This is a genomic window from Microbacterium sp. 69-7, assembly GCF_001897985.1.
Classification (GTDB): domain Bacteria; phylum Actinomycetota; class Actinomycetes; order Actinomycetales; family Microbacteriaceae; genus Microbacterium; species Microbacterium laevaniformans.
Genome location: NZ_MKRU01000098.1, coordinates 16,044 through 39,077, shown reverse-complemented (window position 1 = coordinate 39,077; position 23,034 = coordinate 16,044). Strand labels below are relative to the sequence as shown.

At 69.6% G+C, this 23,034-nt stretch carries 25 protein-coding genes; 19 read left to right on the top strand and 6 right to left on the bottom strand.

Going from position 1 to position 23,034, the window contains the following annotated elements; translation table 11 throughout:
• Nucleotides 1-66 precede the first annotated feature (66 nt).
• The 11 genes from secY (at nucleotide 67) to BGN98_RS12495 (ending at nucleotide 8,425) form a co-directional block, all read left to right on the top strand.
• A complete protein-coding gene (gene secY / locus BGN98_RS12545; RefSeq protein WP_288121582.1) occupies nucleotides 67-1,404 on the top strand; it encodes a preprotein translocase subunit SecY in 1,338 nt (445 codons plus the stop codon).
• Nucleotides 1,401-1,991, top strand: a complete 591-nt coding sequence (locus tag BGN98_RS12540; protein WP_288121581.1) for an adenylate kinase — start codon at nucleotides 1,401-1,403, stop codon at nucleotides 1,989-1,991. Before secY ends, BGN98_RS12540 begins: the two co-directional genes overlap by 4 nt.
• Entirely contained in the window at nucleotides 1,991-2,821 is an 831-nt protein-coding gene (map, locus tag BGN98_RS12535; RefSeq protein WP_288121580.1) for a type I methionyl aminopeptidase, read from the top strand. Before BGN98_RS12540 ends, map begins: the two co-directional genes overlap by 1 nt.
• A 372-nt stretch (nucleotides 2,822-3,193) precedes the next feature.
• Nucleotides 3,194-3,871, top strand: coding sequence for a DsbA family protein (locus BGN98_RS12530; RefSeq protein ID WP_016463563.1), 678 nt, complete (start codon nucleotides 3,194-3,196; stop codon nucleotides 3,869-3,871).
• 167 nt (nucleotides 3,872-4,038) lie between these two features.
• Nucleotides 4,039-4,260 (top strand): translation initiation factor IF-1, encoded by a 222-nt coding sequence (infA, locus tag BGN98_RS12525; RefSeq protein ID WP_005050493.1) that lies wholly within the window; start codon nucleotides 4,039-4,041, stop codon nucleotides 4,258-4,260.
• Between the two features lie 73 nt (nucleotides 4,261-4,333).
• Nucleotides 4,334-4,450 (top strand): 50S ribosomal protein L36, encoded by a 117-nt coding sequence (gene rpmJ / locus BGN98_RS12520; RefSeq protein ID WP_005050492.1) that lies wholly within the window; start codon nucleotides 4,334-4,336, stop codon nucleotides 4,448-4,450.
• A 175-nt stretch (nucleotides 4,451-4,625) separates the two neighbouring features.
• Complete coding sequence (gene rpsM / locus BGN98_RS12515; RefSeq protein ID WP_036320304.1) at nucleotides 4,626-5,006, top strand: 30S ribosomal protein S13; 381 nt, start codon at nucleotides 4,626-4,628, stop codon at nucleotides 5,004-5,006.
• Between the two features lie 37 nt (nucleotides 5,007-5,043).
• Entirely contained in the window at nucleotides 5,044-5,442 is a 399-nt protein-coding gene (rpsK, locus tag BGN98_RS12510; RefSeq protein ID WP_005050490.1) for a 30S ribosomal protein S11, read from the top strand.
• Nucleotides 5,443-5,561: 119 nt separating this feature from the next.
• Nucleotides 5,562-6,551, top strand: a complete 990-nt coding sequence (locus BGN98_RS12505; protein ID WP_005050489.1) for a DNA-directed RNA polymerase subunit alpha — start codon at nucleotides 5,562-5,564, stop codon at nucleotides 6,549-6,551.
• An 83-nt stretch (nucleotides 6,552-6,634) separates the two neighbouring features.
• The gene (rplQ, locus tag BGN98_RS12500; RefSeq protein ID WP_288121579.1) at nucleotides 6,635-7,225 is read left to right on the top strand and encodes a 50S ribosomal protein L17; all 591 of its coding nucleotides are present in this window, start codon (nucleotides 6,635-6,637) and stop codon (nucleotides 7,223-7,225) included.
• A 114-nt stretch (nucleotides 7,226-7,339) separates the two neighbouring features.
• On the top strand, nucleotides 7,340-8,425 hold the full coding sequence (locus tag BGN98_RS12495) for a GNAT family N-acetyltransferase (RefSeq protein WP_288121578.1): 1,086 nt from the start codon (nucleotides 7,340-7,342) through the stop codon (nucleotides 8,423-8,425).
• Nucleotides 8,426-8,460: 35 nt separating this feature from the next.
• Here the strand turns inward: BGN98_RS12495 and BGN98_RS12490 are convergent, their stop codons facing one another.
• Complete coding sequence (locus BGN98_RS12490) at nucleotides 8,461-10,425, bottom strand: acyltransferase family protein (protein WP_288121577.1); 1,965 nt, start codon at nucleotides 10,423-10,425, stop codon at nucleotides 8,461-8,463.
• Nucleotides 10,426-10,604: 179 nt separating this feature from the next.
• On the opposite strand from BGN98_RS12490, the gene BGN98_RS12485 reads away from it, so the two are divergent.
• From BGN98_RS12485 to BGN98_RS12465, 5 genes are all read left to right on the top strand, one after another.
• Entirely contained in the window at nucleotides 10,605-11,501 is an 897-nt protein-coding gene (locus BGN98_RS12485) for a carbohydrate kinase family protein (RefSeq protein ID WP_288121576.1), read from the top strand.
• 43 nt (nucleotides 11,502-11,544) lie between these two features.
• Entirely contained in the window at nucleotides 11,545-11,856 is a 312-nt protein-coding gene (locus tag BGN98_RS12480) for a putative quinol monooxygenase (RefSeq protein WP_005050484.1), read from the top strand.
• Nucleotides 11,853-12,728: a tRNA pseudouridine(38-40) synthase TruA gene (truA, locus tag BGN98_RS12475; protein WP_288121575.1), complete on the top strand. Its 876-nt coding sequence runs from the start codon at nucleotides 11,853-11,855 to the stop codon at nucleotides 12,726-12,728. The genes BGN98_RS12480 and truA overlap by 4 nt, the downstream gene beginning before the upstream one ends.
• Before the next feature lie 80 nt (nucleotides 12,729-12,808).
• On the top strand, nucleotides 12,809-13,498 hold the full coding sequence (locus tag BGN98_RS12470) for an endonuclease/exonuclease/phosphatase family protein (RefSeq protein WP_288121574.1): 690 nt from the start codon (nucleotides 12,809-12,811) through the stop codon (nucleotides 13,496-13,498).
• Between the two features lie 85 nt (nucleotides 13,499-13,583).
• On the top strand, nucleotides 13,584-14,435 hold the full coding sequence (locus tag BGN98_RS12465) for a universal stress protein (RefSeq protein ID WP_061683048.1): 852 nt from the start codon (nucleotides 13,584-13,586) through the stop codon (nucleotides 14,433-14,435).
• A 79-nt stretch (nucleotides 14,436-14,514) separates the two neighbouring features.
• Here BGN98_RS12465 and BGN98_RS12460 read toward each other — a convergent pair whose 3' ends face one another.
• Nucleotides 14,515-15,027 (bottom strand): LPXTG cell wall anchor domain-containing protein, encoded by a 513-nt coding sequence (locus BGN98_RS12460; RefSeq protein ID WP_036320350.1) that lies wholly within the window; start codon nucleotides 15,025-15,027, stop codon nucleotides 14,515-14,517.
• Between the two features lie 205 nt (nucleotides 15,028-15,232).
• Between BGN98_RS12460 and BGN98_RS12455 the strand changes: the two genes are divergently transcribed.
• The 3 genes from BGN98_RS12455 to BGN98_RS12445 all read left to right on the top strand — a co-directional run bounded on the left by BGN98_RS12455 (nucleotide 15,233) and on the right by BGN98_RS12445 (nucleotide 18,240).
• Nucleotides 15,233-15,853 carry a hypothetical protein gene (locus tag BGN98_RS12455; protein WP_135948572.1) on the top strand — a complete coding sequence of 207 codons (621 nt, stop codon included), beginning with the start codon at nucleotides 15,233-15,235 and terminating at the stop codon, nucleotides 15,851-15,853.
• Nucleotides 15,854-15,942: 89 nt separating this feature from the next.
• Entirely contained in the window at nucleotides 15,943-16,674 is a 732-nt protein-coding gene (locus BGN98_RS12450; RefSeq protein ID WP_288121573.1) for a fructose 1,6-bisphosphatase, read from the top strand.
• 30 nt (nucleotides 16,675-16,704) lie between these two features.
• On the top strand, nucleotides 16,705-18,240 hold the full coding sequence (locus BGN98_RS12445; RefSeq protein ID WP_288121572.1) for a glycosyltransferase family 2 protein: 1,536 nt from the start codon (nucleotides 16,705-16,707) through the stop codon (nucleotides 18,238-18,240).
• Between the two features lie 52 nt (nucleotides 18,241-18,292).
• On the opposite strand, the gene BGN98_RS12440 is transcribed toward BGN98_RS12445, so the two are convergent.
• The 4 genes from BGN98_RS12440 to BGN98_RS12425 all read right to left on the bottom strand — a co-directional run bounded on the left by BGN98_RS12440 (nucleotide 18,293) and on the right by BGN98_RS12425 (nucleotide 23,028).
• Nucleotides 18,293-19,423 (bottom strand): response regulator transcription factor, encoded by a 1,131-nt coding sequence (locus BGN98_RS12440; RefSeq protein ID WP_288121571.1) that lies wholly within the window; start codon nucleotides 19,421-19,423, stop codon nucleotides 18,293-18,295.
• Between the two features lie 109 nt (nucleotides 19,424-19,532).
• Nucleotides 19,533-20,522 carry a glycoside hydrolase family 6 protein gene (locus BGN98_RS12435; RefSeq protein ID WP_288121570.1) on the bottom strand — a complete coding sequence of 330 codons (990 nt, stop codon included), beginning with the start codon at nucleotides 20,520-20,522 and terminating at the stop codon, nucleotides 19,533-19,535.
• Nucleotides 20,523-20,602: 80 nt separating this feature from the next.
• On the bottom strand, nucleotides 20,603-21,172 hold the full coding sequence (locus BGN98_RS12430) for a cell wall protein (RefSeq protein WP_288121569.1): 570 nt from the start codon (nucleotides 21,170-21,172) through the stop codon (nucleotides 20,603-20,605).
• A 65-nt stretch (nucleotides 21,173-21,237) separates the two neighbouring features.
• Nucleotides 21,238-23,028 (bottom strand): DUF4012 domain-containing protein, encoded by a 1,791-nt coding sequence (locus tag BGN98_RS12425; protein ID WP_288121568.1) that lies wholly within the window; start codon nucleotides 23,026-23,028, stop codon nucleotides 21,238-21,240.
• Nucleotides 23,029-23,034 lie beyond the last annotated feature (6 nt).

Genomic DNA, 23,034 nt, shown 5'->3' with positions numbered 1-23,034 from the left:
GTACTCTGGAAGCGGTGTCCTCGGATCCGCATCGAGACACCGGTCAGCTCTCTGGAGGAAATCCCCTTGTTCAGCGCCGTCAGCGCCATCGCGCGGGTCTTCCGCACCCCGGATCTCCGGCGGAAGATCTTCTTCACCCTCGCGATCATCGCCATCTATCGCCTCGGTGCGCACGTTCCGGCGCCCTTCGTGAGCTTCCCGAACGTGCAGTCCTGCCTGCAGCAGACCGGTTCCGCGAGTGAGGGTCTGCTCTCGCTGGTCAACTTGTTCTCCGGCGGTGCGCTGCTCCAGCTGTCGATCTTCGCCCTGGGCGTCATGCCCTACATCACCGCGACGATCATCGTGCAGCTGCTGCGCGTGGTCATCCCGCACTTCGAGGCGCTGTACAAGGAGGGGCAGGCCGGTCAGGCCAAGCTCACGCAGTACACCCGCTACCTGACGATCGCCCTCGCGCTGTTGCAGTCCACGACACTTGTCACCGTGGCGCGCTCGGGCCAGCTGTTCGGCAGGACCGGCATCGCCGAGTGCAACGCTCTGCTGACCAACGATGTGTGGTGGGCCCAGCTGCTGATGATCATCACGCTGACCGCCGGCACCGGCCTCATCATGTGGTTCGCCGAGCTCGTCACCGAGCGCGGCGTGGGCAACGGCATGTCCATCCTCATCTTCACCTCGATCGCGGCGCAGTTCCCGGCGGCCATGTGGGCCATCGCCACGTCGCGCGGTTTCGAGGTCTTCCTCCTCGTGCTGGCCGTCGGCATCGTCGTCGTCGCTCTCGTCGTCTTCGTCGAGCAGTCGCAGCGGCGCATCCCCGTGCAGTACGCCAAGCGCATGGTCGGGCGTCGCACCCTCGGCGGCACGAACACGTACATCCCGATCAAGGTGAACATGGCGGGTGTCGTGCCGGTCATCTTCGCCTCCTCGCTGCTGTACATCCCGGCACTGATAGCCCAGTTCAATCAGACGCCGGACGCCAACGGCAACATCCCGGGCTGGGTGACCTGGATCCAGCAGTACCTCACCAAGGGCGATCACCCGCTCTACATGCTGCTGTACTTCCTGCTCATCGTCGGGTTCACCTACTTCTACGTCGCGATCACCTTCAACCCCGTCGAGGTCGCCGACAACATGAAGAAGTACGGCGGGTTCATCCCCGGCATCCGTGCAGGTCGTCCGACGGCCGAGTACCTCGACTACGTGTTGACGCGCATCACGCTGCCCGGCTCGATCTACCTCGGCCTCATCGCGCTGCTGCCGCTGGTGGCGCTCGCGACGGTCAGCGCTAACCAGAACTTCCCGTTCGGCGGCGCGTCGATCCTCATCATCGTCGGTGTGGGTCTGGAGACGGTCAAGCAGATCGACGCCCAGCTGCAGCAGCGCCACTACGAAGGGCTGCTGCGATGACCGCTGCGCGACTGCTCATCATCGGACCGCAGGGCTCGGGCAAGGGCACCCAGGGCGTGCGCATCGCCGATGCCCTCGGCATTCCCGCTGTCTCGACGGGGGACGTGTTCCGCGCCAACGTCAAGGAAGGCACGGAGCTCGGCCTGAAGGTCAAGGCGATCATCGACGCCGGCGACCTCGTGCCGGACACCCTGACGGGGGAGATCGTCCGCGACCGGCTCGCTCAGGCGGATGCCGCGAACGGCTTCCTGCTGGACGGCTACCCGCGCAACCTCGGCCAGGTCGGCGACCTCGACGGCTTCCTCGATGAGCGGGGCGAGCCGCTCACGGCGGTGATCGAGTTGGTCGTGCCGCGCGACGAGTCCATCCAGCGCCTGTCGCTGCGGGCGACCGAGCAGGGCCGTGCCGACGACAACGCCGAATCGATCGCGAAGCGTCTGGCCATCTACGAGTCCGAGACCGCGCCGATCCTCGATCTCTACCGCGAGCGGGGCATCGTCGATCAGATCGACGGCGTCGGATCGCTGGACGAGGTCTACGCCCAGATTCAGGCCGCGCTGGAAGCTCGCGGCATCGCCGCCTCCTGATGGGACTTCGTCGCTCCCTGTACAAGACCCCGGCGCAGCTGCGCTCGATGGTCGAGCCGGGCCTGATCACGGCGGCCGCGCTGGATGCCGTGCGTGCACTGATCGCCCCGGGTGTGACCACGGCTGAGCTGGATGCCGCGGCATCCGAGGTCATCCTCGCCCGCGGGGCCGAGTCGAACTTCCAGCTCGTGCGCGGCTACCGCCACACGACCTGCATCTCGGTGAACGATCAGGTCGTGCACGGCATCCCCGGGGAGCGGGTGCTCGAGCCGGGCGACATCGTCTCGATCGATGCCGGTGCGCAGTTCAAGGGCTGGAACGGCGACTCGGCCATCACGGTGGTCGTCCCCGGCGGGGATCCGGCTGTGCAGGCGTCGCGCCAGCGGCTTTCGCAGGTGACCGAGGGCTCGCTCTGGGCGGGGGTGGCCGCGCTCGCCTCGGCGTCGCGCGTCGGAGAGATCGGTGACGCGGTGCAGGGCTACATCGAGCGCTCGGGGGAGAGCTACGGCATCCTTCGCGACTACGTCGGCCACGGCATCGGCCGCCGGATGCACGAGGGGCCGACGATCTTCAACTATCGGGTGTCCGACCTGGGCCCCGCGGTGCGTCCGGGCCTGTGCGTCGCGATCGAGCCCATGGTCACCGTCGGCTCTGAGGAGACCTTCGTCGAGGACGACGACTGGACGGTCACCACCGTCGACGGCAGCGACGGCAGTCACTGGGAGCACAGCGTCGCGGTGCACGAGAACGGCATCTGGGTGCTGACCGCTGCCGACGGCGGCGCGGCGGGCCTCGCCCCGTTCGGCGTCACACCGACCCCCATCGCCTGAGCGCCCCACTGCCCGCGCCCTCCTCCCCGCGAACCGCCATCCTTCGCGCGAGCCGACATCATCCTCGGCGCCGCAGCATTTCGGTTCGGCGCCGCAGGAGCGGCTCGCGGGGTGCGTGAAGGCTCCTCCCCAGGGCACCCCACTGCGCGCGTTCGGCATCCATCCGCAACGCTGACGAGTCACGCCGAGCCGCTACGAACGTGCCGAACCGACGCGAAAGGGCGCGCGAGGACATGGCGGCTCGCGGAAGAGATAGCGGTTCGGCACGGGTTGGGGGGCGAAGTCACGGCTTTCACGGGCAACGCATAAGACCGTGTGAGCCACAATGGGAGAACGGCGGCGACAGCCGCACATCGGAGAGGCATCGAGGTTATGGCGCAGGCAGCAGCGGGTAAGAGGAACTGGTTCGCGATCTGGGTGAGCGTGGCGGCCGTCGTCGTGGTCGCGCTGGTCATCGGCCTTGTCGTGTGGATGAACAACGTCAGCTCCGGACCCGGCGCGCAGCCTTCGTCGAGCAACATCAACACGGATACCGGTGCGATCTCCTTCGGCAGCGGCCCCGACGTCGTCGACACCTACGTCGACTTCATGTGCCCGATCTGCAACCAGTTCGAGAAGACCGAGGGTGAGACGATCAAGCAGCTCGTCTCCGACAACAAGATCACCCTCAACATCCACCCCGTGTCCATCCTCGACCGGGCGTCGCAGGGAACGAAGTTCTCCAGCCGCTCGGCCAGTGCGATGTTCGCCGTCGCCGAGGCGGACCCCGCCAACGCCTACGCGTTCATGGAGGCGATGTTCCAGAACCAGCCGCAGGAGAGCTCGCCCGGTCTCTCGGACGACCAGATCGTCTCGATCGCCAAGGGCGCGGGCGTCAACGTCACGAGTGATCTCGAGAAGGCGATCACCTCGGGCAAGTACATCAAGTTCGTCCAGGCGCACGGTCTGCCCGACGGCGCCAAGGGGACACCGACGCTGGTGGTGAACGGTGCTTTCGTGAACGTCACCTTCAACCCCCAGACGGACATCGTCGCCAACCTCAAGGGCTGACGACGTGATGCGCGTCTGAGACGAGCGAGAGGGCCGTACGGCAGTTTGCCGTGCGGCCCTCTATCACGTACACTGAATCTTTGGTGCCTTGCGCCTTCATTGGCGTGTCGCCGCACCACATCCCACTCACCGCAGACCGACCGGTCTGCACAAGCGTCAGCGAGGCTATGGCTAAGAAAGACGGTGTCATCGAAATCGAGGGCGTCGTGTCTGAAGCGCTGCCCAACGCGATGTTCCGCGTTGAGCTCACCAACGGACACAAGGTACTCGCCACGATCTCCGGCAAGATGCGGCAGAACTACATCCGCATCATCCCCGAAGACCGCGTCGTCGTGGAGCTCTCGCCCTACGACCTCACGCGCGGTCGCATCGTCTACCGCTACCGCTAGACCGGTCGAGAAGTAACGAGCGGGCGGATGCCGAGGCATCCCGTCCGACTCGAAGACAGCGAACAGGAAAATCATGAAGGTCAACCCCTCCGTCAAGCCCATCTGCGACCACTGCAAGGTCATCCGTCGCCACGGTCGCGTCATGGTGATCTGCAAGTCGAACCCGCGTCACAAGCAGCGCCAGGGCTGAGTCGCTCGCGGCTCGAGGACGCGTGAGGCCCGCAGGGCCGAGTCGACACCTCACGACGAAGACACAACTCAATACGCACACAGGCAGGATCAGAGCCTCTTCGGAGGGGACACCTCGGGGCGGAGGCCCGGGCACCGATCCTGCTCCACACCTCCACTACTCCTAGGAGAACCGCATGGCACGTCTTGCCGGCGTTGACATCCCGCGCGACAAGCGCGTGGTGATCGCCCTCACGTACATCTACGGCATCGGCCGTACCCGTTCGGTCGAGATCCTCAAGGCCACCGAGATCGACGAGTCGATCCGCGTCAAGGACCTCACCGACGACCAGCTGGTCGCGCTGCGCGACCACATCGAAGGCAACTACAAGGTGGAGGGTGACCTTCGCCGCGAGGTCGCCGCCGACATCCGCCGCAAGGTCGAGATCGGCTCGTACGAGGGTCTGCGTCACCGCCGCGGCCTTCCGGTGCGCGGTCAGCGCACCAAGACCAACGCGCGTACCCGCAAGGGCCCGAAGCGCACCGTCGCCGGCAAGAAGAAGGCCGGCCGCAAGTAAGCGCGGCCCCCCGGTACAGGTTTAGGAGAACAGACACATGGCACAGGCCAAGACTGCTGCGCGCAAGCCGCGTCGCAAGGAGAAGAAGAACATCGCGCTGGGCCAGGCCCACATCAAGTCGACGTTCAACAACACGATCGTTTCGATCACCGACCCCTCGGGCGCCGTCATCAGCTGGGCGTCCTCGGGTGGAGTGGGCTTCAAGGGCTCGCGCAAGTCGACCCCGTACGCCGCCGGCATGGCCGCCGAGTCGGCTGCCCGCCAGGCCGCCGAGCACGGCGTCAAGAAGGTCGACGTCTTCGTGAAGGGCCCGGGTTCGGGGCGCGAGACCGCGATCCGCTCGCTGCAGGCCGCCGGCCTCGAGGTGGGGTCGATCTCCGACGTCACCCCGCAGGCGCACAACGGCTGCCGCCCGCCGAAGCGTCGCCGCGTCTGACTTCCGGGCCGGGTGCCCCCGTGTGACGGGGGCACCCGGCATCCGTCGCCTTTGAAAACTCAACACCTCTTGCAATCGCACGTGTCATATAGCGGGCACGTGACGGAAAGGAACACATAGTGCTCATTGCACAGCGTCCCACTCTGACCGAGGAGAAGATCGGCGAGTTCCGCAGCCGCTTCGTCATCGAGCCGCTGGAGCCAGGCTTCGGCTACACGATCGGCAACGCGCTGCGCCGCAGCCTGCTGTCCTCGATCCCCGGCGCGGCTGTCACCAGCATCCGCATCGACGGCGTGCTGCACGAGTTCAGCACCATCCCGGGCGTGAAGGAGGATGTCACCGAGATCATCCTCAACATCAAGCAGCTGGTCGTCTCCTCGGAGCGCGACGAGCCGATCACCGCGTACCTGCGCAAGACCGGCGCCGGTGAGGTCACCGCTGCCGACATCTCCGCTCCGGCGGGTGTCGAGGTGCACAACCCCGAGCTGGTCATCGCGACGCTCAACGACTCGGCGAAGTTCGAGCTGGAGCTCACGATCGAGCGCGGCCGCGGCTACGTGTCGGCCACGCAGAACCGCAACGAGTACGCCGAGGCGGGTCAGATCCCGATCGACTCGATCTACTCGCCCGTCCTGAAGGTCTCGTACCGCGTCGACGCGACCCGTGCCGGTGAGCGCACCGACTTCGACAAGCTCGTCCTGGACGTCGAGGCCAAGCCGTCGATCTCCCCGCGGGATGCCGTCGCGTCGGCCGGTCGCACGCTCACCGAGCTGTTCGGTCTCGCCCGCGAGCTGAACGTCGAGGCCGAGGGCATCGAGATCGGCCCCGCGCCGGTCGCCGAGGTTCTCACCAACGAGCTGTCGATGCCGATCGAGGACCTCGATCTGTCGGTGCGTTCGTACAACTGCCTCAAGCGTGAGGGCATCAACACGGTGTCCGAGCTGGTCGCCCTCTCCGAGACGCAGCTGATGAACATCCGCAACTTCGGTCAGAAGTCGGTCGACGAGGTGCGCGACAAGCTCGTCTCCCTCGGCCTGTCGCTGAAGGACTCGGTCCCCGGGTTCGACGGTGCGCACTTCTACGGCGGCTACGACGACGAGGCCCTCTGAGCCTCCGCGCTCGCAACGGCAAGACCTTCTGTGCGCACCGGCCCCGACCGGTTCGCTGACCTTTTCCCTCTGGAGTAACTGACATGCCCAAGCCCACCAAGGGTCCCCGCCTCGGAGGCGGCCCCGCCCACGAGCGTCTGCTGCTGGCCAACCTGGCCTCGGCGCTGTTCACCCACAAGTCGATCACGACGACCGAGACCAAGGCCAAGCGCCTGCGTCCGCTCGCCGAGCGCATGGTCACCTTCGCCAAGCGCGGCGACCTGCACGCTCGTCGTCGCGTGCTGTCCGTGCTCGGCAACAAGGACGCCGTCCACGAGCTGTTCGCCGAGATCGCGCCGCTGGTCGCCGAGCGTGAGGGCGGTTACACCCGCATCACGAAGATCGGCAACCGCAAGGGTGACAACGCGCCCATGGCCGTGATCGAGCTCGTCCTCGAGCCGGTCAACCCGAAGCCGAAGTCGACCAAGAAGGCGGCTGCGGCCGCTCCGGTCGCCGCCCCGGCCAAGGATGAGGATGTCGCCGAGGAGACCGCCACCGAGGCGGTCGCCGAGGCCGACGAGGCTCAGGATGCCGCGGACGAGGTCGTCGCCGACGACGCCGCCGCCGCCGCAGGTGCCGAGTCGCCCGAGGAGGGCGCCGCGGCCGAGGCTGCTGCCGAGGACGCCGCGAAGTAAGCACGGCTGTCGTTTGAGAAGGCCCGCGCCCGTCAGGGGTGCGGGCCTTCTCTTTTCGCGCCTCGGCCGGCTCCGCGCGTGCGCCCCACGCGCGTCCCAACTACAGTGGCCCGAGTGAGTGAGCCATCGCTGAGTGCGCGCATCGACCAGTTCCGCCGCCGGTCCGGATCCGAGCTCGGACCGGTGCTGCCACGGCATCCGGAGGTCGCGTCGTGGCGCACTGCGACGGCCGACGACATCGACGCCGTCCACGCCGTGATGGTGGCGGCGGACCGTGTCGACCACCCGACCTGGACCACTCCGCGCGACGACGTCGCCGACACCTTCGATCTTGCGCACATCGACCACTCCCGCGACACCGTGCTGGCGCTGGATGCCGAGAGTACGGTGATCGCGTTCGGAAGCTCCTTCCTCCACCCTTCGCGCGAGGGCGCCCTGAACGTGCACCTGTCGGGTGCGGTGCTGCCGATGCTGTGGCGCCGCGGGATCGGCAGCGCGGTGTTCGGCTGGCAGTACGCGCGCGGCCTCGAGCAGCTGGCGGAGGCCGCGGGCGCGCTGCCCGGCGTGCCGGGCGAAGACTGGAGCGCTCAGCTGCGGGTGTACGCCGAGGAGTCGAACCGCGGCAATCAGAGGCTCGCCGAGTCGGCGGGTCTGGCCGCCGAACGCTGGTTCGCCACGATGCTGCGGGATCTGACCGACGGTGCGCCGGAGGTGTCGCTGCCGGCCGCGGCGCAGGAGAGCGGGCTGCGCATCGTGGCGTACACGCACGATCGTGATGACGACGCACGTCTGGCGCGCAACGATGCGTTCCGCGATCACTGGGGAAGCCTGCCGAGCCAGCCCGAGTCGTGGGCCAAGTTCGTCGGCGGCGAGTTCTTCCGCCCCGATCTGTCCCGGCTGGTCGTCGAGGCCGACGGCACCATCGCCGCTTTCTGTCTCGCGTCGGTGAACGAGGAGGACTGGGCGAGTCTGGGCGCCTCGAACTCGTACATCGACCTCATCGGTGTCGTGCGGGCGCGCCGTCGGCAGGGACTGGCTCCCGCGGTCGTCGCGGCGACGTTGCGCGCGATCGCCGATGCCGGTCTGCAGAAGGCGGTGCTCGACGTCGACACCGCGAGCCCGACGGGCGCCGACGCCCTCTACGAGGGGCTGGGCTTCGTGGCGGACGAACGGTCCGTCGCCCTGGTGGCGCACATCTGACGCGGGCAGCGCTCCCGCCGGCGGCGTGGAGCGGCTCAGGAGGGCGGCACGGGGGCGAGTGCCCGGGTCGTGGCCCAGCGGATCAACTGCACCTGATACCGCGTCTGCGCGCGCTGATTCGCTACGGCATCGACGGCGTGGGTGACGGTATCGGCGTAGATGCGCCCGCCGGTCTCGCCCGGATGGATGCCGTCGCCGGCGAGCACATCGGCGTGCGGCGCGATCGCGCCGGACCAGTCGGCGATGACGACGCCGGGATGGCTCGCCGCGAACGCGGTCAGCTCGGCATTGACGCCCGGGATCCAGTCGCGGGGAGCGAACGCGGTGACCAGCACGAGCGTGCGTTCCCGGCCGACGCGGTCGTAGATGTCCTGGAGTGCCTGAGTGTCCACGGGGCCATTGGTGCCGAGGCCCACGACGACGTAGTCGCGCAGGGCGCCCTGATCGGAGAGTCGGTCGATGATCTTGCTGCCGGCCCACATCGAGCGCGACACCTCGGCGTCGATCTGCACACCCGGCAGCTCGGCGAGCAGGCCGCCGGCCGAGGCGAGCATCACCGAGTCGCCGACGGCCGTCACCCGGTTGCCGCTCACGGTGACGGGCGCCGGAGGCAGCGGCTCGCCGTCGGGGCCCTCCGTCGCTGTGGGCGTCGGCGTGGGCAGGGGGGCATCGGCGCTGTCCGACGGCGGGGTGGGGGCGGCGGATGCCGCGTCGAGCGCGCGCTGGCCCGCCTCGACCACCGCCTGGCTCGAGCTGACCTGCGGTGAGGCGGCGACGGCGGCCGTCGTGCCGCCGAGAACGAGGACCCCGACGCCCACGGTCGCGATCGCCCCGAAGCGCCGTGACGGCGTCGAATGAAGGCGCGCCCACAGTGCCCGCCCGGCTCCCCGGAACCCGAGCCGACGGACGGGCTGTTCGAGCAGGCGGAAGGAGACTGCGGACACGGTCAACGTGAGCACGGCGGCGCCGAGCCCGACGGCGACCGGGACGGACTGCTCGAGGAAGCCGCCGGTCGTCGCCACCGCGAGCAGCACGACGACGGGCCAGTGCCACAGGTAGATGCCGTAGGAGCGTTCGCCGATCCAGCGCAGCGGCGCGACGTCGAGGGCGCGCCCGAGCCATGAGCCGGCGTGCGTCGCCGCCGCGATCGCGACCGCTGTCAGCGCGCTTGCAGCCGCCGGGACGAGTGGGTACTGCTCCGCGCCGTCCGGCACCGCTCCGACGACGACGATGCCGAGCACACTCGTGGCCCCGATGACCGCGGTCCAGGCGGGAACGACGCCGCCGATCGATTCTTGCGCCGACGCGCTCCCGGCGGTACGTCCCGCCAGCGCGAACGCCAGCGCGACGCCGATCAGCAGACCGAAGGCGTGGGTGTCGGTGCCGTAGTACGCGCGCGTCAGGTCGACCGCGGCTGATCCCGCCCCCGCGACCGCGAGCTGTGCGGCCCATGTCAGGGACGCTGCGGCCAGGACCAGAGCGACCGCGGCGCGCATGCCGCGGCGCGGGAGCAGGAGGAAGACGGGCAGCAGCAGTGGCCAGAGCACGTAGAACTGCTCCTCGACGGCGAGCGACCAGAGGTTCCGCAGGAGCTCGGGCTGGGTTCCCGCGAAGTACGACGCCCCGGCGGAGAGGGATGCCCAGTTGGAGGAGAACGTGATCGCGCCGAGCACCTGCCGCCCGAGTCCCAGCAGAACATCGCCACCGACGAGCCAGGCGACGCTCGCGCTCACGGTGACCACCACGGCGAGCGCCGGCAGGAGCCGGCGGGCACGGCGCGACCAGAAGGCGAGGAGGGCGATGCGCCCGGTGCGATCGTGTTCGCGCAGCAGCAGCGACGTGATGAGAAAACCCGAGATGACGAAGAAGACGTCGACGCCGACGAAGCCGCTGTGCAGCACCCAGCCGGGGAACAGGTGATACACGACGACGAGCATGACGGCGAGCGCGCGCAGGCCGTCGAGGCCGGCGTAACGCGGTACCGGAGGGGGGGAGGTCATGGCGGGCGCTGAGATTCCGTGGTGGTTCCGTCGGGTTCCGTGCGGGCGCCGCGCCGGCCACGTCGGGTCGGCGCGAGCGGATCTTCCAGTGTACGTACCCTCCCTGAACACGAAGGGTCCGCCGCATCGCCCGCTGATGACGGGCGCGCACGCCGCGTGCGGTGCGCCAGACTGGTCACATGGATACGGATGTGCTGGTCATCGGTGAAGCGCTCATCGACATCGTCGGGAGCGCCGAGGGTGACCGTGAGCTCGTGGGCGGCAGCCCTGCCAACGTCGCCGTCGGCCTTGCGCGTCAGGGGCACGCCGTTCGTCTTCTGACGCGGCTGGGGCGCGACGAGCGCGGAGAGCGCATTGCCGCCCAGATCACCGAGTCGGGCGCCCTCGTCGACGAGGCGTCGTGGACGGATGCCCCGACGTCCACGGCCCGTGCACGACTGCGTTCCGACGGTTCCGCGGAGTACGAGTTCGCGATCGACTGGGCCGTGCCGACGGCATCCCTGGAGGGGACGCGTATCGTCCACACCGGTTCGATCGCGCTGTTCCTCGAGCCCGGCGGCAGCTCCGTGCTGGAGGTGCTGCGCCGCGCTGCCGACACCGGTGCCGCGCTCGTCACCCTCGACCCGAACATCCGGCCCGCGCTGGTCGGCGCGCACGAGGTCGCGCGGGCGCGTTTCGCGCAGGCGGCGGCATCCGCCGATCTGGTGAAGCTCAGCGACGAAGATGCCGCATGGCTGTATCCGGGTCTGGATGCCGAGTCCGTGCTGCATCAGATCGCAGCCTACGGGCCCCGCCTGACGGTCATGACGCGCGGTGGCGAGGGAGCGATTGGGCTCGGGCCCGGCGGCGTGAGCGCCGTCGATGCGCTGCCTGTCACGGTCGCCGACACGATCGGCGCGGGCGACGCGTACATGGCGAGCCTCATCTCCAGCGCGCTGGACGAGCCCGCGATCTTCGAGGACGCCGCCTCCTTCACCGCGGCCCTTCGCCGTGCCGCCGTCACCGCCGGCATCACCGTCTCGCGCGCCGGTGCAAACCCGCCCACCCGTGCCGAGGTGGACGAGCGCCTCGGCTGAGCCCGGCCACGTACGTCCACACCCAGAAGAGAGGTCCCCTCCCATGACCGTCGTCGTCACCGCCGTCTTCCACCCCGTCGAGGGTCAGCGCCCCGCGCTCATCGAGGCGCTCAGCGCCGCCATGCACGCTGTCCACGCCGAGGACGGATGCCTCCTGTACGCCATCCACGCCGCCTCGGACGGGACGGTCGTCATGATCGAGAAATGGGCCGAGCCCGCCGCCCTCGCCGCGCACGCACAGGGCGACGCCGTGAAGGCTCTGCAGGCCGCCGTCGCCGGCCTGGTGACCGGGCCCGCCGAAGTCGTGACGATGACCCCGGTGCCGGCCGGCACGCAGTCCCAAGGCGCTCTGTGACGGCAGACGGCGTGGTCACCGATCCGCCGGGAGGCGTGCGTCTGCGCCTCGATCTCGCCTACGACGGCACCGACTTCCGCGGGTGGGCGCGTCAGCCGGGCCTGCGCACCGTCCAGGGCACGCTCGAAACGGCGCTGGCCCGTGTGCTCGGCGGCGATCCGCAGCTGGTGGTGGCCGGCCGAACCGATGCCGGTGTGCACGCGGCCGGGCAGGTCGCCCACCTCGATCTCACCGATCGGCAGCAGGAGCGCCTGGCCGCGAGCCGCGCCGGCACCGCCGAGGCGCTCGCTGCCCGCATCAACGGTGTGCTCGGCGCGTATCCCGACGTCGTGGTGCACCGCACCGCCGTGGCGCCGGACGGATTCGATGCGAGGTTCTCGGCCGTCTGGCGCCGCTACGAGTACCGCATCGCCGATCGCACCGCCGGATACGATCCCCTCGAGCGGGTGCGCACGACCAGCGTGAAGGCCGCGCTGGACGTGGAGGCGATGGATGCCGCCGCGCGGTCCCTCATCGGTCTGCACGACTTCGCGGCGTACTGCAAGTGGCGGGAGGGGGCGACGACCATCCGCACCCTGCTGGAGTTCGGTTGGGGTCGAGACGATCGCGGCATCCTGATCGCGCGTGTGAAGGCCGACGCGTTCTGCCACAGCATGGTGCGCGCCCTCGTCGGCGCGTGCGCGGCGGTCGGCGAAGGGCGTCTGCAGGTCGCGGACGTCGCCGCGATCCGCGACGGCGGGGTGCGCACCAGCGACGTCAAGGTGCTCGCGGCCCGCGGCCTCACCCTCACCGCCGTCGGCTACCCCGCCGACGATCTGCTCGGCTCACGCGCCGCGCAGACTCGCGCACGCCGCAGCTTGGACGCCGGCTGAGGCGTCAGGCCCCGGCCGGTGTCAAGACGGAGCAGATTCCTAGGACCGCCGCCTAGGCTGAGAGCGACGGAAGGCGGGGGATGAAGGTCATCTCGTACAACCTCAACAAGCACAAGGCGATCGGCGAGCTCGGCGAGCTGGTCGAGAGCACGGGGGCCGACGTCCTCTGCCTGCAGGAGGCGGTCTCCAGCGACCTGCCGTCGCAGATCGGCGATCTGCACCTGGCCGAGGCGACGGCACGAAACCGGCTGGGACTTGCGCTGTACTATCGGCGAAGCATCTTCGATGCGCGCGACGTGCGCTCCCTCGCGCTGAAGAAGTCGCTGCACGACCGCGTGCTCAAGCCCGCGGAGGAGCGCATGCTGGCCGTGCGGCTGCACGACATCGACCTGGGCCGAGAGGTCATCGTCGCGAGCTTTCACGCCGCCCCGCTGACGGCGCTCAACTCCCTGCGGCGCAAGCAGATCCAGGCGGCGCTGGAGGAGCTCTCCAGCCTCGGTCCCGACCTGCCGATCCTCATGGTCGGTGACTACAACTATCCGGTGTTCAAAGAGAACCTCGGCCAGCACGTGCGTGAGTCCGGGTACGAGCTCACGCTGAGCGATGCCCGCACCTACACGCGTTACAAGTTCTTCCGCGGCCACTACGACTTCGCCACGAGCGTGGGTTTCGACATCGCGACGATCACGACGCTGCCGCAGGGCCGCAGCGACCACCTCCCCATTCTGATCACTGCCGAGCCGCGCGCGCTGGCCCCGCGCACCCCCTGACCCTCTTTGTCACGGCCCACGATCCTGTGGCCGTGCGGTGCCGCGGCGTAGCGTGGAGGCACCGATCCCAACGGAGGGATGAATCATGGTCGAGAAGATCGTCGTGGCTGTGACGGGGGCACCCGTCTCCGAACGTGCGGTGCGATGGGCGCTGCAGCGGGCGCAGGCCGCTCCGCCCGGCACGCAGGGCATCGAGCTGATGTCGGTGATCGGGGGAGCGCTCGGCGCCGTCGGCGAGGCGGAGCTGATCGCGCAGGCCGTCGCCGACACCGAGACCGTGCTGGAGCGCCTGGCGGCGCCGGTGCGAGATGCCGGCATCACGGTGATGACACGGGTGGAAACCGGCAACCCCGTGTCCCGCCTCATCGACGCCAGCGTCAACGCCTCACTCCTCGTGCTGGGCAGCGATTACCGCGGACCGGGCGATGGACCGGCGCGCGGCGCCCACGGCATCCGTATCGTCGCCGGGGCCGCCTGCCCGGTCGTGGTGGTGCCCGACACGGCGCTCGTCGGTCGGCGCGGGGTCGTCGTCGGCGTCGACGGGTCGCCGGTGTCCGAGCATGCGCTGCGTTTCGCGGCGCGCGAGGCCGACCGCCTGGGCGAGCCGCTCACCGCGGTCAGTGTCTGGACTCCCATCGAGGCGCCCCGCAACGGACTGGCCGTCTACCCCGAGATGTACCTGTCGAACATGCAGGCCGCCACGGAGGAGATGCAGGCGGTGGCCCTCGCCGGGCTCGCCGTCGACTTCCCGGATCTGGTCGTCGAGCGCGTCGTCGAGCGCGGCTACCCCTCGCGAGCGATCGCCTCGCGGGGTCTGACCGCTCGCCTCGTCGTCGTGGGTACGCACGGTCGCGGGGCCCTCGCCCGCTTCCTGCTCGGCTCGATCAGCCAGGAGGTGCTGTCGCATCTTCCCGCGGTGACCGCGGTGGTGCGCTGACGCCGCGCAGCCTGCGCACAACGAGAGAGCCTTCCCGGCGATGACCGGGAAGGCTCTCTCGTTGTCGTTCTGGCGTGCGTCAGGCGTTGGTCTCCTGGCGGTTGCGACGCACCGTGGCGGCCACGGCGACGGTCGCACCGGCGAGGACGAGAGCGCCGCCGCCGACCCAGATGCCGAGCAGCGACTCGCTGTCGCCACCCGTCGAGGGCAGGGTGCCGCTGCCGCCGCCGGCCTCGGACGAGGCGCGAGCGCCGGTCGCGGAGAGGGTCCACGAGGAGCCCGCCGGCGGGGTGCCGACGATCGTCGCCGTGGCGACGCCCGAGGAGTCGGCGGTCTTGGTGACCGTCGTGGAGCTGACCGCGAACTTGACCGCGGCGAGGTTGCCCGCGCCGACGCCTTCGCCCACGAGCGTGAAGGTCACGCTCGCGCCCGGCTGGAAGCCGGTCACGGGGACGGGACCGGGCGCCGTGACCGTCACGGTGACGGTGTCGGGGCCGGTCGGGGTGTAAGCCTGTGCCATTGCCGGGGCGGCGAAAACCAACCCTGCGGCGATCGCGACGGAGGCCGCGACCTTGGTGAAACGGTGCTTCATGAGTGCCTGCTTTCGAATCCGGTCTGGGGGTACCTGATGATCCGCTCGTTCCGTATATCCGGTCTTGATGCAGATGGGGGGATGGAGAGTGAAGCGGTATGGTGGTGCTGATGCTCTCCCGAGTATTCCCTAGGGGTCTGCCGGATTGCAAACTCTTGCGGTTTCCGATATGTAAATGTTTCGCGACGTGAAGGAGACCTGCCGGATGGAACGCCCCGGGAGCCGCCGCCGTGCTCTCAGCGCCGCGCTCGCCGCGCTGGTCGTCGTGATCCCGCTGGTCGGTTGCGGGCCCGCGCCGTGGGCCGCGCAGGCGACGACACCCGCGCCCGCTCCCACGACCGCCGTCCCGGTTCCGACGCCGGTCTCCAACGACCTGTCGGGCGGCTCGACCCAGCGCACGCTCACGGCGGGCGCGGTCTCGGCAGCCGTGAACTACTGGTCGACGTTGCGGATGGACCGCTGGACGCCGGCGGCGATCAAGCCGATCAGTCTGTCGATGGTGACGACGATCACCCCCAATGACGGGCAGAAGGTCTATCTCCAGCGCGCCACGATGACCGCGATCCCCGCGAACGCGTCGCAGACGTTCGCACCGCTGGATGCCCAGGTGGATCAGGCCACGGTCTCTCCCGGATACCTGGTGCTGTCGCCTTACAGCTACTCCAACACCTTCAATGTCGGCACGGTCCCCGCCGAGGCCACTTACGTCACGGTGCAGTTCGAGTACGACTTCCTCGTGCAGACGACGCCGACCTCGACCGAGTTCGCCAAGCAGACCGCGAGTGACACGCTGACGATCGCGATCGCCGCCCAGAACGGCGGCTGAACGCGCCTTCCTCAAGATCGGGTAAAGACCGTGTCGAGGTTTCCCTGATTCGCACGTCCCGCCGGTGGTCCATAGATAGCGTGTGGATCATGCTTCCCGCCCCCTCGCGTCCTCCCCGCCTCCGCGCCCTCGGCGCCGCCGCCGCGGGCCTCGTGGTGCTGACGTCCCTGACCGGCTGCACCCAGATCGCCAGCGCCTTCAACGGTCTGCAGCAGAACGCGGTGTCCACGCCTGCCCCGCGCCCGGCGGTCACCCAGGCCGTCAGCATGCCCTACGACTCGAAGTTCACCTACGACGGCTCGGTGTCGCTGTCCACCGACGTCGCCGATGGGCTCGAGGTGCGCCTGGACGTCTGGGCCGCCGATCCGAAGCGCACTCAGGAGTGGGCACCCGACAACGACAAGACCTTCGGTTTCGCGGTCAACGTGGTCGATCACCGCGTCGATGAGAAGGCGGTACTCACGCAGAAGCGACGTGTGTACCTGTCGATGGTCAGCATCACCTCGCAGGTGTCGCAGTCCACGATCGGTCAGCAGCAGATGATGTCGCCGTTCCAGTTCTCGGCCGACCCGCGCACCCTGGTGCCGTCCGACACGATGCGCTCCGACCGCGGCCTCCTGCTGAACACCTTCCAGGGCGGGCTGCTCGTGCCGACGACGACGATCCACCAGCTGCCGGCCGACACCTACGGGATCACCCTCCAGTTCGCCCTGCAGGTGTGGGTGGAGGGCACGGCCAACACGGATACGAGCTTCCAGCAGCAGACCGTCTACCAGGTTCTTCCGATCGCCATCTTCTCCCCGACCGCCCCCACTCAATAGTCTGTTGTCCACACCGACACGAGGTACACCGTGAGCACGCCCTTCGACACCGGCCGGCAGGCCGCCGAACCGCAGTTCCGTGCGGCACCCTTCGGGGCGCCGCCGGCACCGCCGGCACCGCCGTACGGGTTTCCCGTGCCGCAGGAGTCCTTCCACCCCGCGGAGCTCGCCATCCCCGAGCTCGACGACTTCTCCTCGGTGCTCGAGCACACGACCGTGCACCGCTCGACCATCGGGTGTGTCGTGCCTGCGTACAACGAGGAGGAGTCGATCGCCGACGTGCTGCGCTCGCTGCTCGGGCAGAGCCGGGTGCCCGACGTGATCCACGTCGTCGTCAACAACACGTCCGACGCGACGGTCAAGATCGCGTCGGAGTTCAGCGGTCCGCACGAGATCACCACGGAGCTGGGCGAGCAGTTCACCGAGGTGTTCGTCCACGACATCGGCAAGAACCCCGACAAGAAGGTCGGCGCGCTCAACTACGGCTACGCACTGGTCGAGGGGTACGACTACCTGCTCGGTGTGGACGGTGACACGATCGCCGACCGCCGGGCCGTCGAGTTCCTCGAGGGCGAAGCCGTCGGCGACTCCCGCATCGGCGGGATCTCTGCGATCTACTCGATCGATGACCGCCCGATCAAGGGCGTCATCGCGAAGTTCCTCATCGCCGGCCAGCGCACCCAGTTCGCGGCCTTCAACCTGCAGAACCTCTTGCGCGGGCGCAACATGGCGGTGCTGGGCGGGCAGTTCTCGATCTTCTCGACGACGGCGCTGCGCGATGTCATGAAGGCGAACCACCAGAACTCGCCCTGGGTCAAGGACAGCGAGGTCGAGGACTCGCTGCTGTCGCTGCAGATCAAGAGCGCCGGCTACCTCACCAAGATCAGCCCCTTCGCCCGCGCCGACGTGGGCGGAATGACCACGCTCAAGGGTTACGACGCCCAGCAGGTGAAGTGGACCTACGGCGCGATCGAGCTCATGTGGCCGGGTCAGCGCGGCGACACCAAGGGGCAGCCGTTCCACCCGAACCTGCGCCTGCGGTGGTTCGAGAACTTCTCGATGCTCACCAACCTCTTCGTGCGCGTCGCCTTCCTCACCCTGTTGATCGCCTCGCTCTCGATCAACGCGTTCGTCTTCTCACCGTGGTGGCTCATCCCGCCGGTGGTCGCGATGATGCTGAACCTGCGGGTCGCACGGGCGATGGAGACCTGCAACAGTCGCGATCTCCTCTTCGCCGGCCTGATGTTCCCCGCGGAGATCTTCATGTGGGTGCGCATCAGCCACTTCCTGCGGTCGTGGACGCGGTTCCTGTCGCGCAAGAAGGTCGACAACTGGGCGATGCAGGCCAAGGCCGAACGCGGCGGCGGCAGCATCGGCCACTGGGTGCCGTTCATCATGCTCGCCATCGTCGCGATCGCGGTCGCGGTGATCTGGAACATGCTCGACCCGGTGGCGCAGTCGGCGATCCTCTGGGTGGGCTGGCCCATCGTCGGGGTGGTCACGGTCATCCAGACCGTGCTCATGTCGTTCCGGCTGTTCCGTCGTCACCAGGGCTTCAAGGTCTGACGCCCCGCGACGAAGACCCGCGGTGCCCGTCGGCGACGCTCCTCGGCGTCGCTCAGGCGGCGTGCTCTGCCGTCAGCCGGTAGCCCACGCCGCGCACGGTCTCGATGTACCGCGGGTTGGCGGGGTTGTCGCCGAGCTTTCGGCGGAGGTTGGTCATGTGTGCCTCGATCGCGCGCTTGTCGGCCTCGCCCACGAAGTAGCTCGTCACGTACGACTCCCCGCGCAACACGAGGGTCAGATCGGCCTTGCTGCGCACCCGCCGCTTGGACTCCATGAGGGTCGCCAGCAGATCGAACTCGGTGCGAGTGAGCACCAGCTCCTGACCGGCGATCGCGGCAACGCGCTGCTCCGGGTTCACGGTGAGATCGCGGTGCGCGACCCAGCCGGGCCCGGTGTAGGCGACCACCTCACCGGCGGCCCCCGCCGTGGCGAGGGCGCTGCCGGGCGACTGGGGTCCGACGCTCGAGGGCACGACGATCGGCTGCGCCGGCGGCGCCGGTGCGACGGGTGCCGCCGCGGACGGAACGGGTGCGGCGGATGCCGGGGCCGTCTGCTCCTGCGGCTGCGCAGGTGCTGCGGAGGGCTGCACACCGTCGAAGCCGTAGGGCGGGTCGGTCGGCGCGGCCGGAGGCCAGCCGGCGGGCTGGGCCTCGACCGGTGTCGGCCAGCCGGGGGCCTGCGGCGGATACCCGTACCCGGCGGCGGGAGCCTGCGGCATCCCGTAGTCGGGCACGCGCGGCGCGCCCGGACGCGCTCCGGGGAAGGACGGGCCGCCGACCTCCTGGCGCGGCGCGGCCACCTGCGGCGCGCCGCCGGCCGTGGCGCGCGGGCGGCGCAGGAGCGAGTCGATGCGAGCGCGCAGCTCGCGCGGGCGGAACGGCTTCACGATGTAGTCGTCGGCGCCGGAGCCGAGCCCGACGACGACGTCGGCCTCTTCCTCGAGGCCGGTGATCATGATGATGAACGTGTCGCTCTGCGCGCGGATGCGCCGCGCTGCCTCGAATCCGTCGATGCCGGGCATGTTCACGTCGAGAGTGGTGACGAGAGGCTGGTAGGAGAGCACCGCCCGCACGCCGTCGATGCCGTTGCCGACCGACACCGTCGAGAAGCCCGCAGCTTCGAGCACCTCGACGATGAGGTGACGGATGTCGGGATCATCCTCGATGATCACGGCGGTTTTCATCGGTAACGAAGGATCGGTCATGGTCCCGGGACTCTCCAGTAGGGGGGTGTGGAGCACGGTGCTGAGCCACAGTCTAGCCACGCGCCGCCGCGGCGGGATCGAGGCGGCGTCAGCGCACGCCGCTGGTGAGTTCCGCGGCTGCGGCGGGCCACCACAACCCGGCCGCCGGACCGCCGTTGCAGACGCCGTCGCTCTCGCCCGGAGGCTTGATCCAGAGGTTGGTGTCCACGACGTCGTCGCCGAAGGTCCCGGTGGCATCGCCGACGCGCTGCCCGGACGGGTTGCACCAGGTCGCACCGGCGGTCGCGACGCCGTTGCGGGAGGTGTCGATGATGGCGTGGGTGCCCCCCAGGCGGTCCGACAGGGCGTGTGCGTAGGCGAACTCGTCGTACGTCGACTGGTAGTTGGAGACGTTGGTGGCCACACCGCGCACCCGGTCGATGATGCCCATCTGGCGAATGAGCTGGGCCATCTCATCGGGGCTGTGCCAGGCGCTGTGTCCCCCGTCGATGTAGATCCACGTCGCCGTCGACGAGAGGGCGTCGACCGCGCCCGAGAGGAAGCCGGCACGCGTCGCGACATCCCCGCACTCGCTGGTCAGGGCGATGCTGTCGGGCTCGAGGATGATGATCTTCTGCTGGTCGGGCGCCGTCTTCAGCGCCTTTCCGATCTCCGCGACCCAGCGGGGGTAGTCGGCGGGCGACAGGCCGCCGGCGGAGTGATTGCCGCAATCGCGGTCGGGCAGGCCGTAGACGACCATCGCCGTGGCGCGATTCTGATCGCGGGCCTGGGCGATGAGGTCCAGAACCGTTGCGCCGACGGTTCCGATGGGGTCCTGCTCAGGGGTCAGCCAGTAGGCGGTGGGCTGCCCGGCGAGGTAGGTCGTGCCGGCGGTGGCATCGGCATCCATCGGCAGGTTCTCGAGCGCGATCCGTGCCTTCGACTGCTGCGGCGCGATGACGGTCGTTCCGACGGCGGGCGGCTGGGCGAGCATGGCATGCACCCCCTGGGTGACGGCGATCCCCACCGCGGCGATCGCGCCCACCACGATCACGGCGGCGAGGACGATGACGGCGATGACGATTCCGCGTCTCGGCACGCGCCGAGGGGACAGGATGCGCCTGCGGGGGGAGGAGGACACGTCTGAACTGTACCGGTGCGGGGAGCGCGGGCGGCCGTTCAGAGGTCGTTGCGGTCGCGACGACGGCGAACGGCGAGGGCGACGAGCACGACCGCGCCGGCGAGGACGAGCGCTCCGCCGCCCACCCAGACGCCGACGAGCTGACCGCTGTCGCCGCCGGTGCGCGGAAGGCCGTCGGCGCCGGTGATCGACGCGCTGGCCGTACCCCCGGCCGAGCTGCGCGAGATCGCAGCGATGTTGTAGACGCCGCTCGCGGTCGTGGGCAGGACGATACGGACCTCGCCGAGGGCGCCGTTCGCGTCGGAGGTGCGCGTGGTGCTGCCCGTGCTGATGCCGAGGTGCACCATGGCGAACGACGTGTTCGCGCCGTCTTGCCCGGTGACGGTGATGGTGACCGGCTCATCGGCGCCGAACGTGCGCTCCGCGCAGGAGAACGACAGGGTGCCGCCGGCGGTGATGCTGGCCGGCGAGGTGGTGCAGGAGTCGACCGGCGGATAGATCGTCGAGGCGTGGGCCGCGTTCGGGGCGAGGGTGAGAAGCGCTCCGGCCAGTGCCGCCCCCGCGGCGCGCGCCAGGGGGCGAGCGGTACGACGGTGCGAGCGGGTCATGGAGCTTCTCCCTGCGGTGTGCGGCCGACCGGGATCAAGCCGGGCGAGCGCGCGATGCAGGGAGTCTACCCCGCGCCGCAGGTCGCCACGACGACGGGAGAGCGCGCGGCATCCGCCGTGGGGGTGACGAAGGCCTGGGCGTCGCCGGCGGGGGTGTCGGCCCGGACGATGACCGTCACGCCCGTGGATGCCCCCGGGTCGAGGTCGATGCCGAACGTGAGCACCCGGCGCCCCTCGTGCATGCCGCCCGCGAACCCGGCCCCGTTCGTGGCGGTCGCCGAGACCAGGTCGAAGCCCTGGGGCAGGTAGATGTTGCCGACGACCTCGGTCGTGCCGGGGGCGGTGCCGAAGTACCCGCCGCCGGTGATGTACTCGGGCAGCGCCGTCGCGGCGTCGGCGGGCGCGCGGCTGGTCAGGGTGAGCTGCAGGGTGAGCTGGCGGGGCGCGCTCTGCCCGCCCGGCCGGCACGATCCCCAGGCGAGAGACACGTCGGGGTCGATGTAGTAGCTCATCTTCGACCCGGTGCCGTCGTTCAGAAAGACGCCGAACCGTGCCGTGTGCGCGTCGGTGACCGGAAGCTGACCGGCCAGGACGGTGCCGTCGATGATCGCCTGCTCGTCGGCGTGCGCGCTCCAGGCGAGCAGGCGATGCTCTTCGCCGGCCCGGGTGAGGGCGGAGATGAGGCCGGATGCCGAGCCCCGCCCGTCGGCGAGGGCCTGGAAGACCGCGCCGGCCGCACCGGCGAAGAACGCGTCCTGATCGGCGGGCTTGGCGTACCGCAGGTACACCTCGTTGAGCAGCAGCGGGATCGCGTTGTCGGCGCTGAGGGCATCGCCGCTCGGGAGCGCGACCGGGCCGGTGGTCTGCAGCAGGTACGACAGCACGACCGGGTCGATGGCGAGCACGCCGTCGACGTCGGTGCCTGTCTTCAGCCGGTACATCTCCCGCGCGATCGGAGCGTCGACCGTGAAGTCGGGAATCTGCGTGAGGTTCTGGAAGTATCGCGCCGGCTTGGTGTCGTAGATCTTCGTGACCTCGTCGGGCAGGGCGAGGACCGGGTTCGTGAAGCCACGCGGCAGATCGCCCGACGAGAGCGCGCCGATCAGTGACAGACGTCCGTCATCGGCACGCAGCACCACCGCGGCGCCGGCGATGCCGCCCAGCGAGCGCCACTCGGCGTTGTTCTGGACGAGCACCAGGTATGTCCGCGGTCCGTTCCGACCGAGCATGTCGGGCAGCAGCCGCGACGTGCGCGACAGGGTGTCCACGGCGGTCGACACGCTCGAGAAGAGATCGTCGGCACGGTCGACGGCCGTGCCGACGACGCCGATCAGCGGGGTGCGGTCGATGTCCTGCACGGCGACGGCGGCGTCGGCTGCGCGCGTCGCGGCATCCTGGGCGGGTGTCACGAGACCCGCGAGGACACTCGTGTCGAGGCGTCCGCCGACGGGGCGCAGACCGTCGATCGACACGTTCTGAGCGGCGGTAGCGAGGGGCAGCAGACTCTCCCGAAGGAGTTCGTCGGATGCCGCGGCCACCGTGCCGAACGCCGCCAGCTGCGGGCCGATCCACGGCGTGTGGCTGGCGAGCGCCCAGACGGGGTCGGAGGTGAGCTGGTGCGCCTCGGACGCGTCGGCGGCCAGCCGTGCCAGCGTCGGCGCAGCGGATGACGGGTCGGCGGCCAGCGCCGCGGTGCTCTGCGCTGCTCCGGTCTGTATCCGCTGCAGATGCTGGTAGGCGAGGGCCCCGCGCACGCCCACCCACACGGCGATCACGACCGCCAGCAGCAGCAGACCGGCGACGGTCCACGCGAAGATGCGGCCCGCGGTGCGCGCCGGGCGGGGGAGTGCGCTCACGCCACG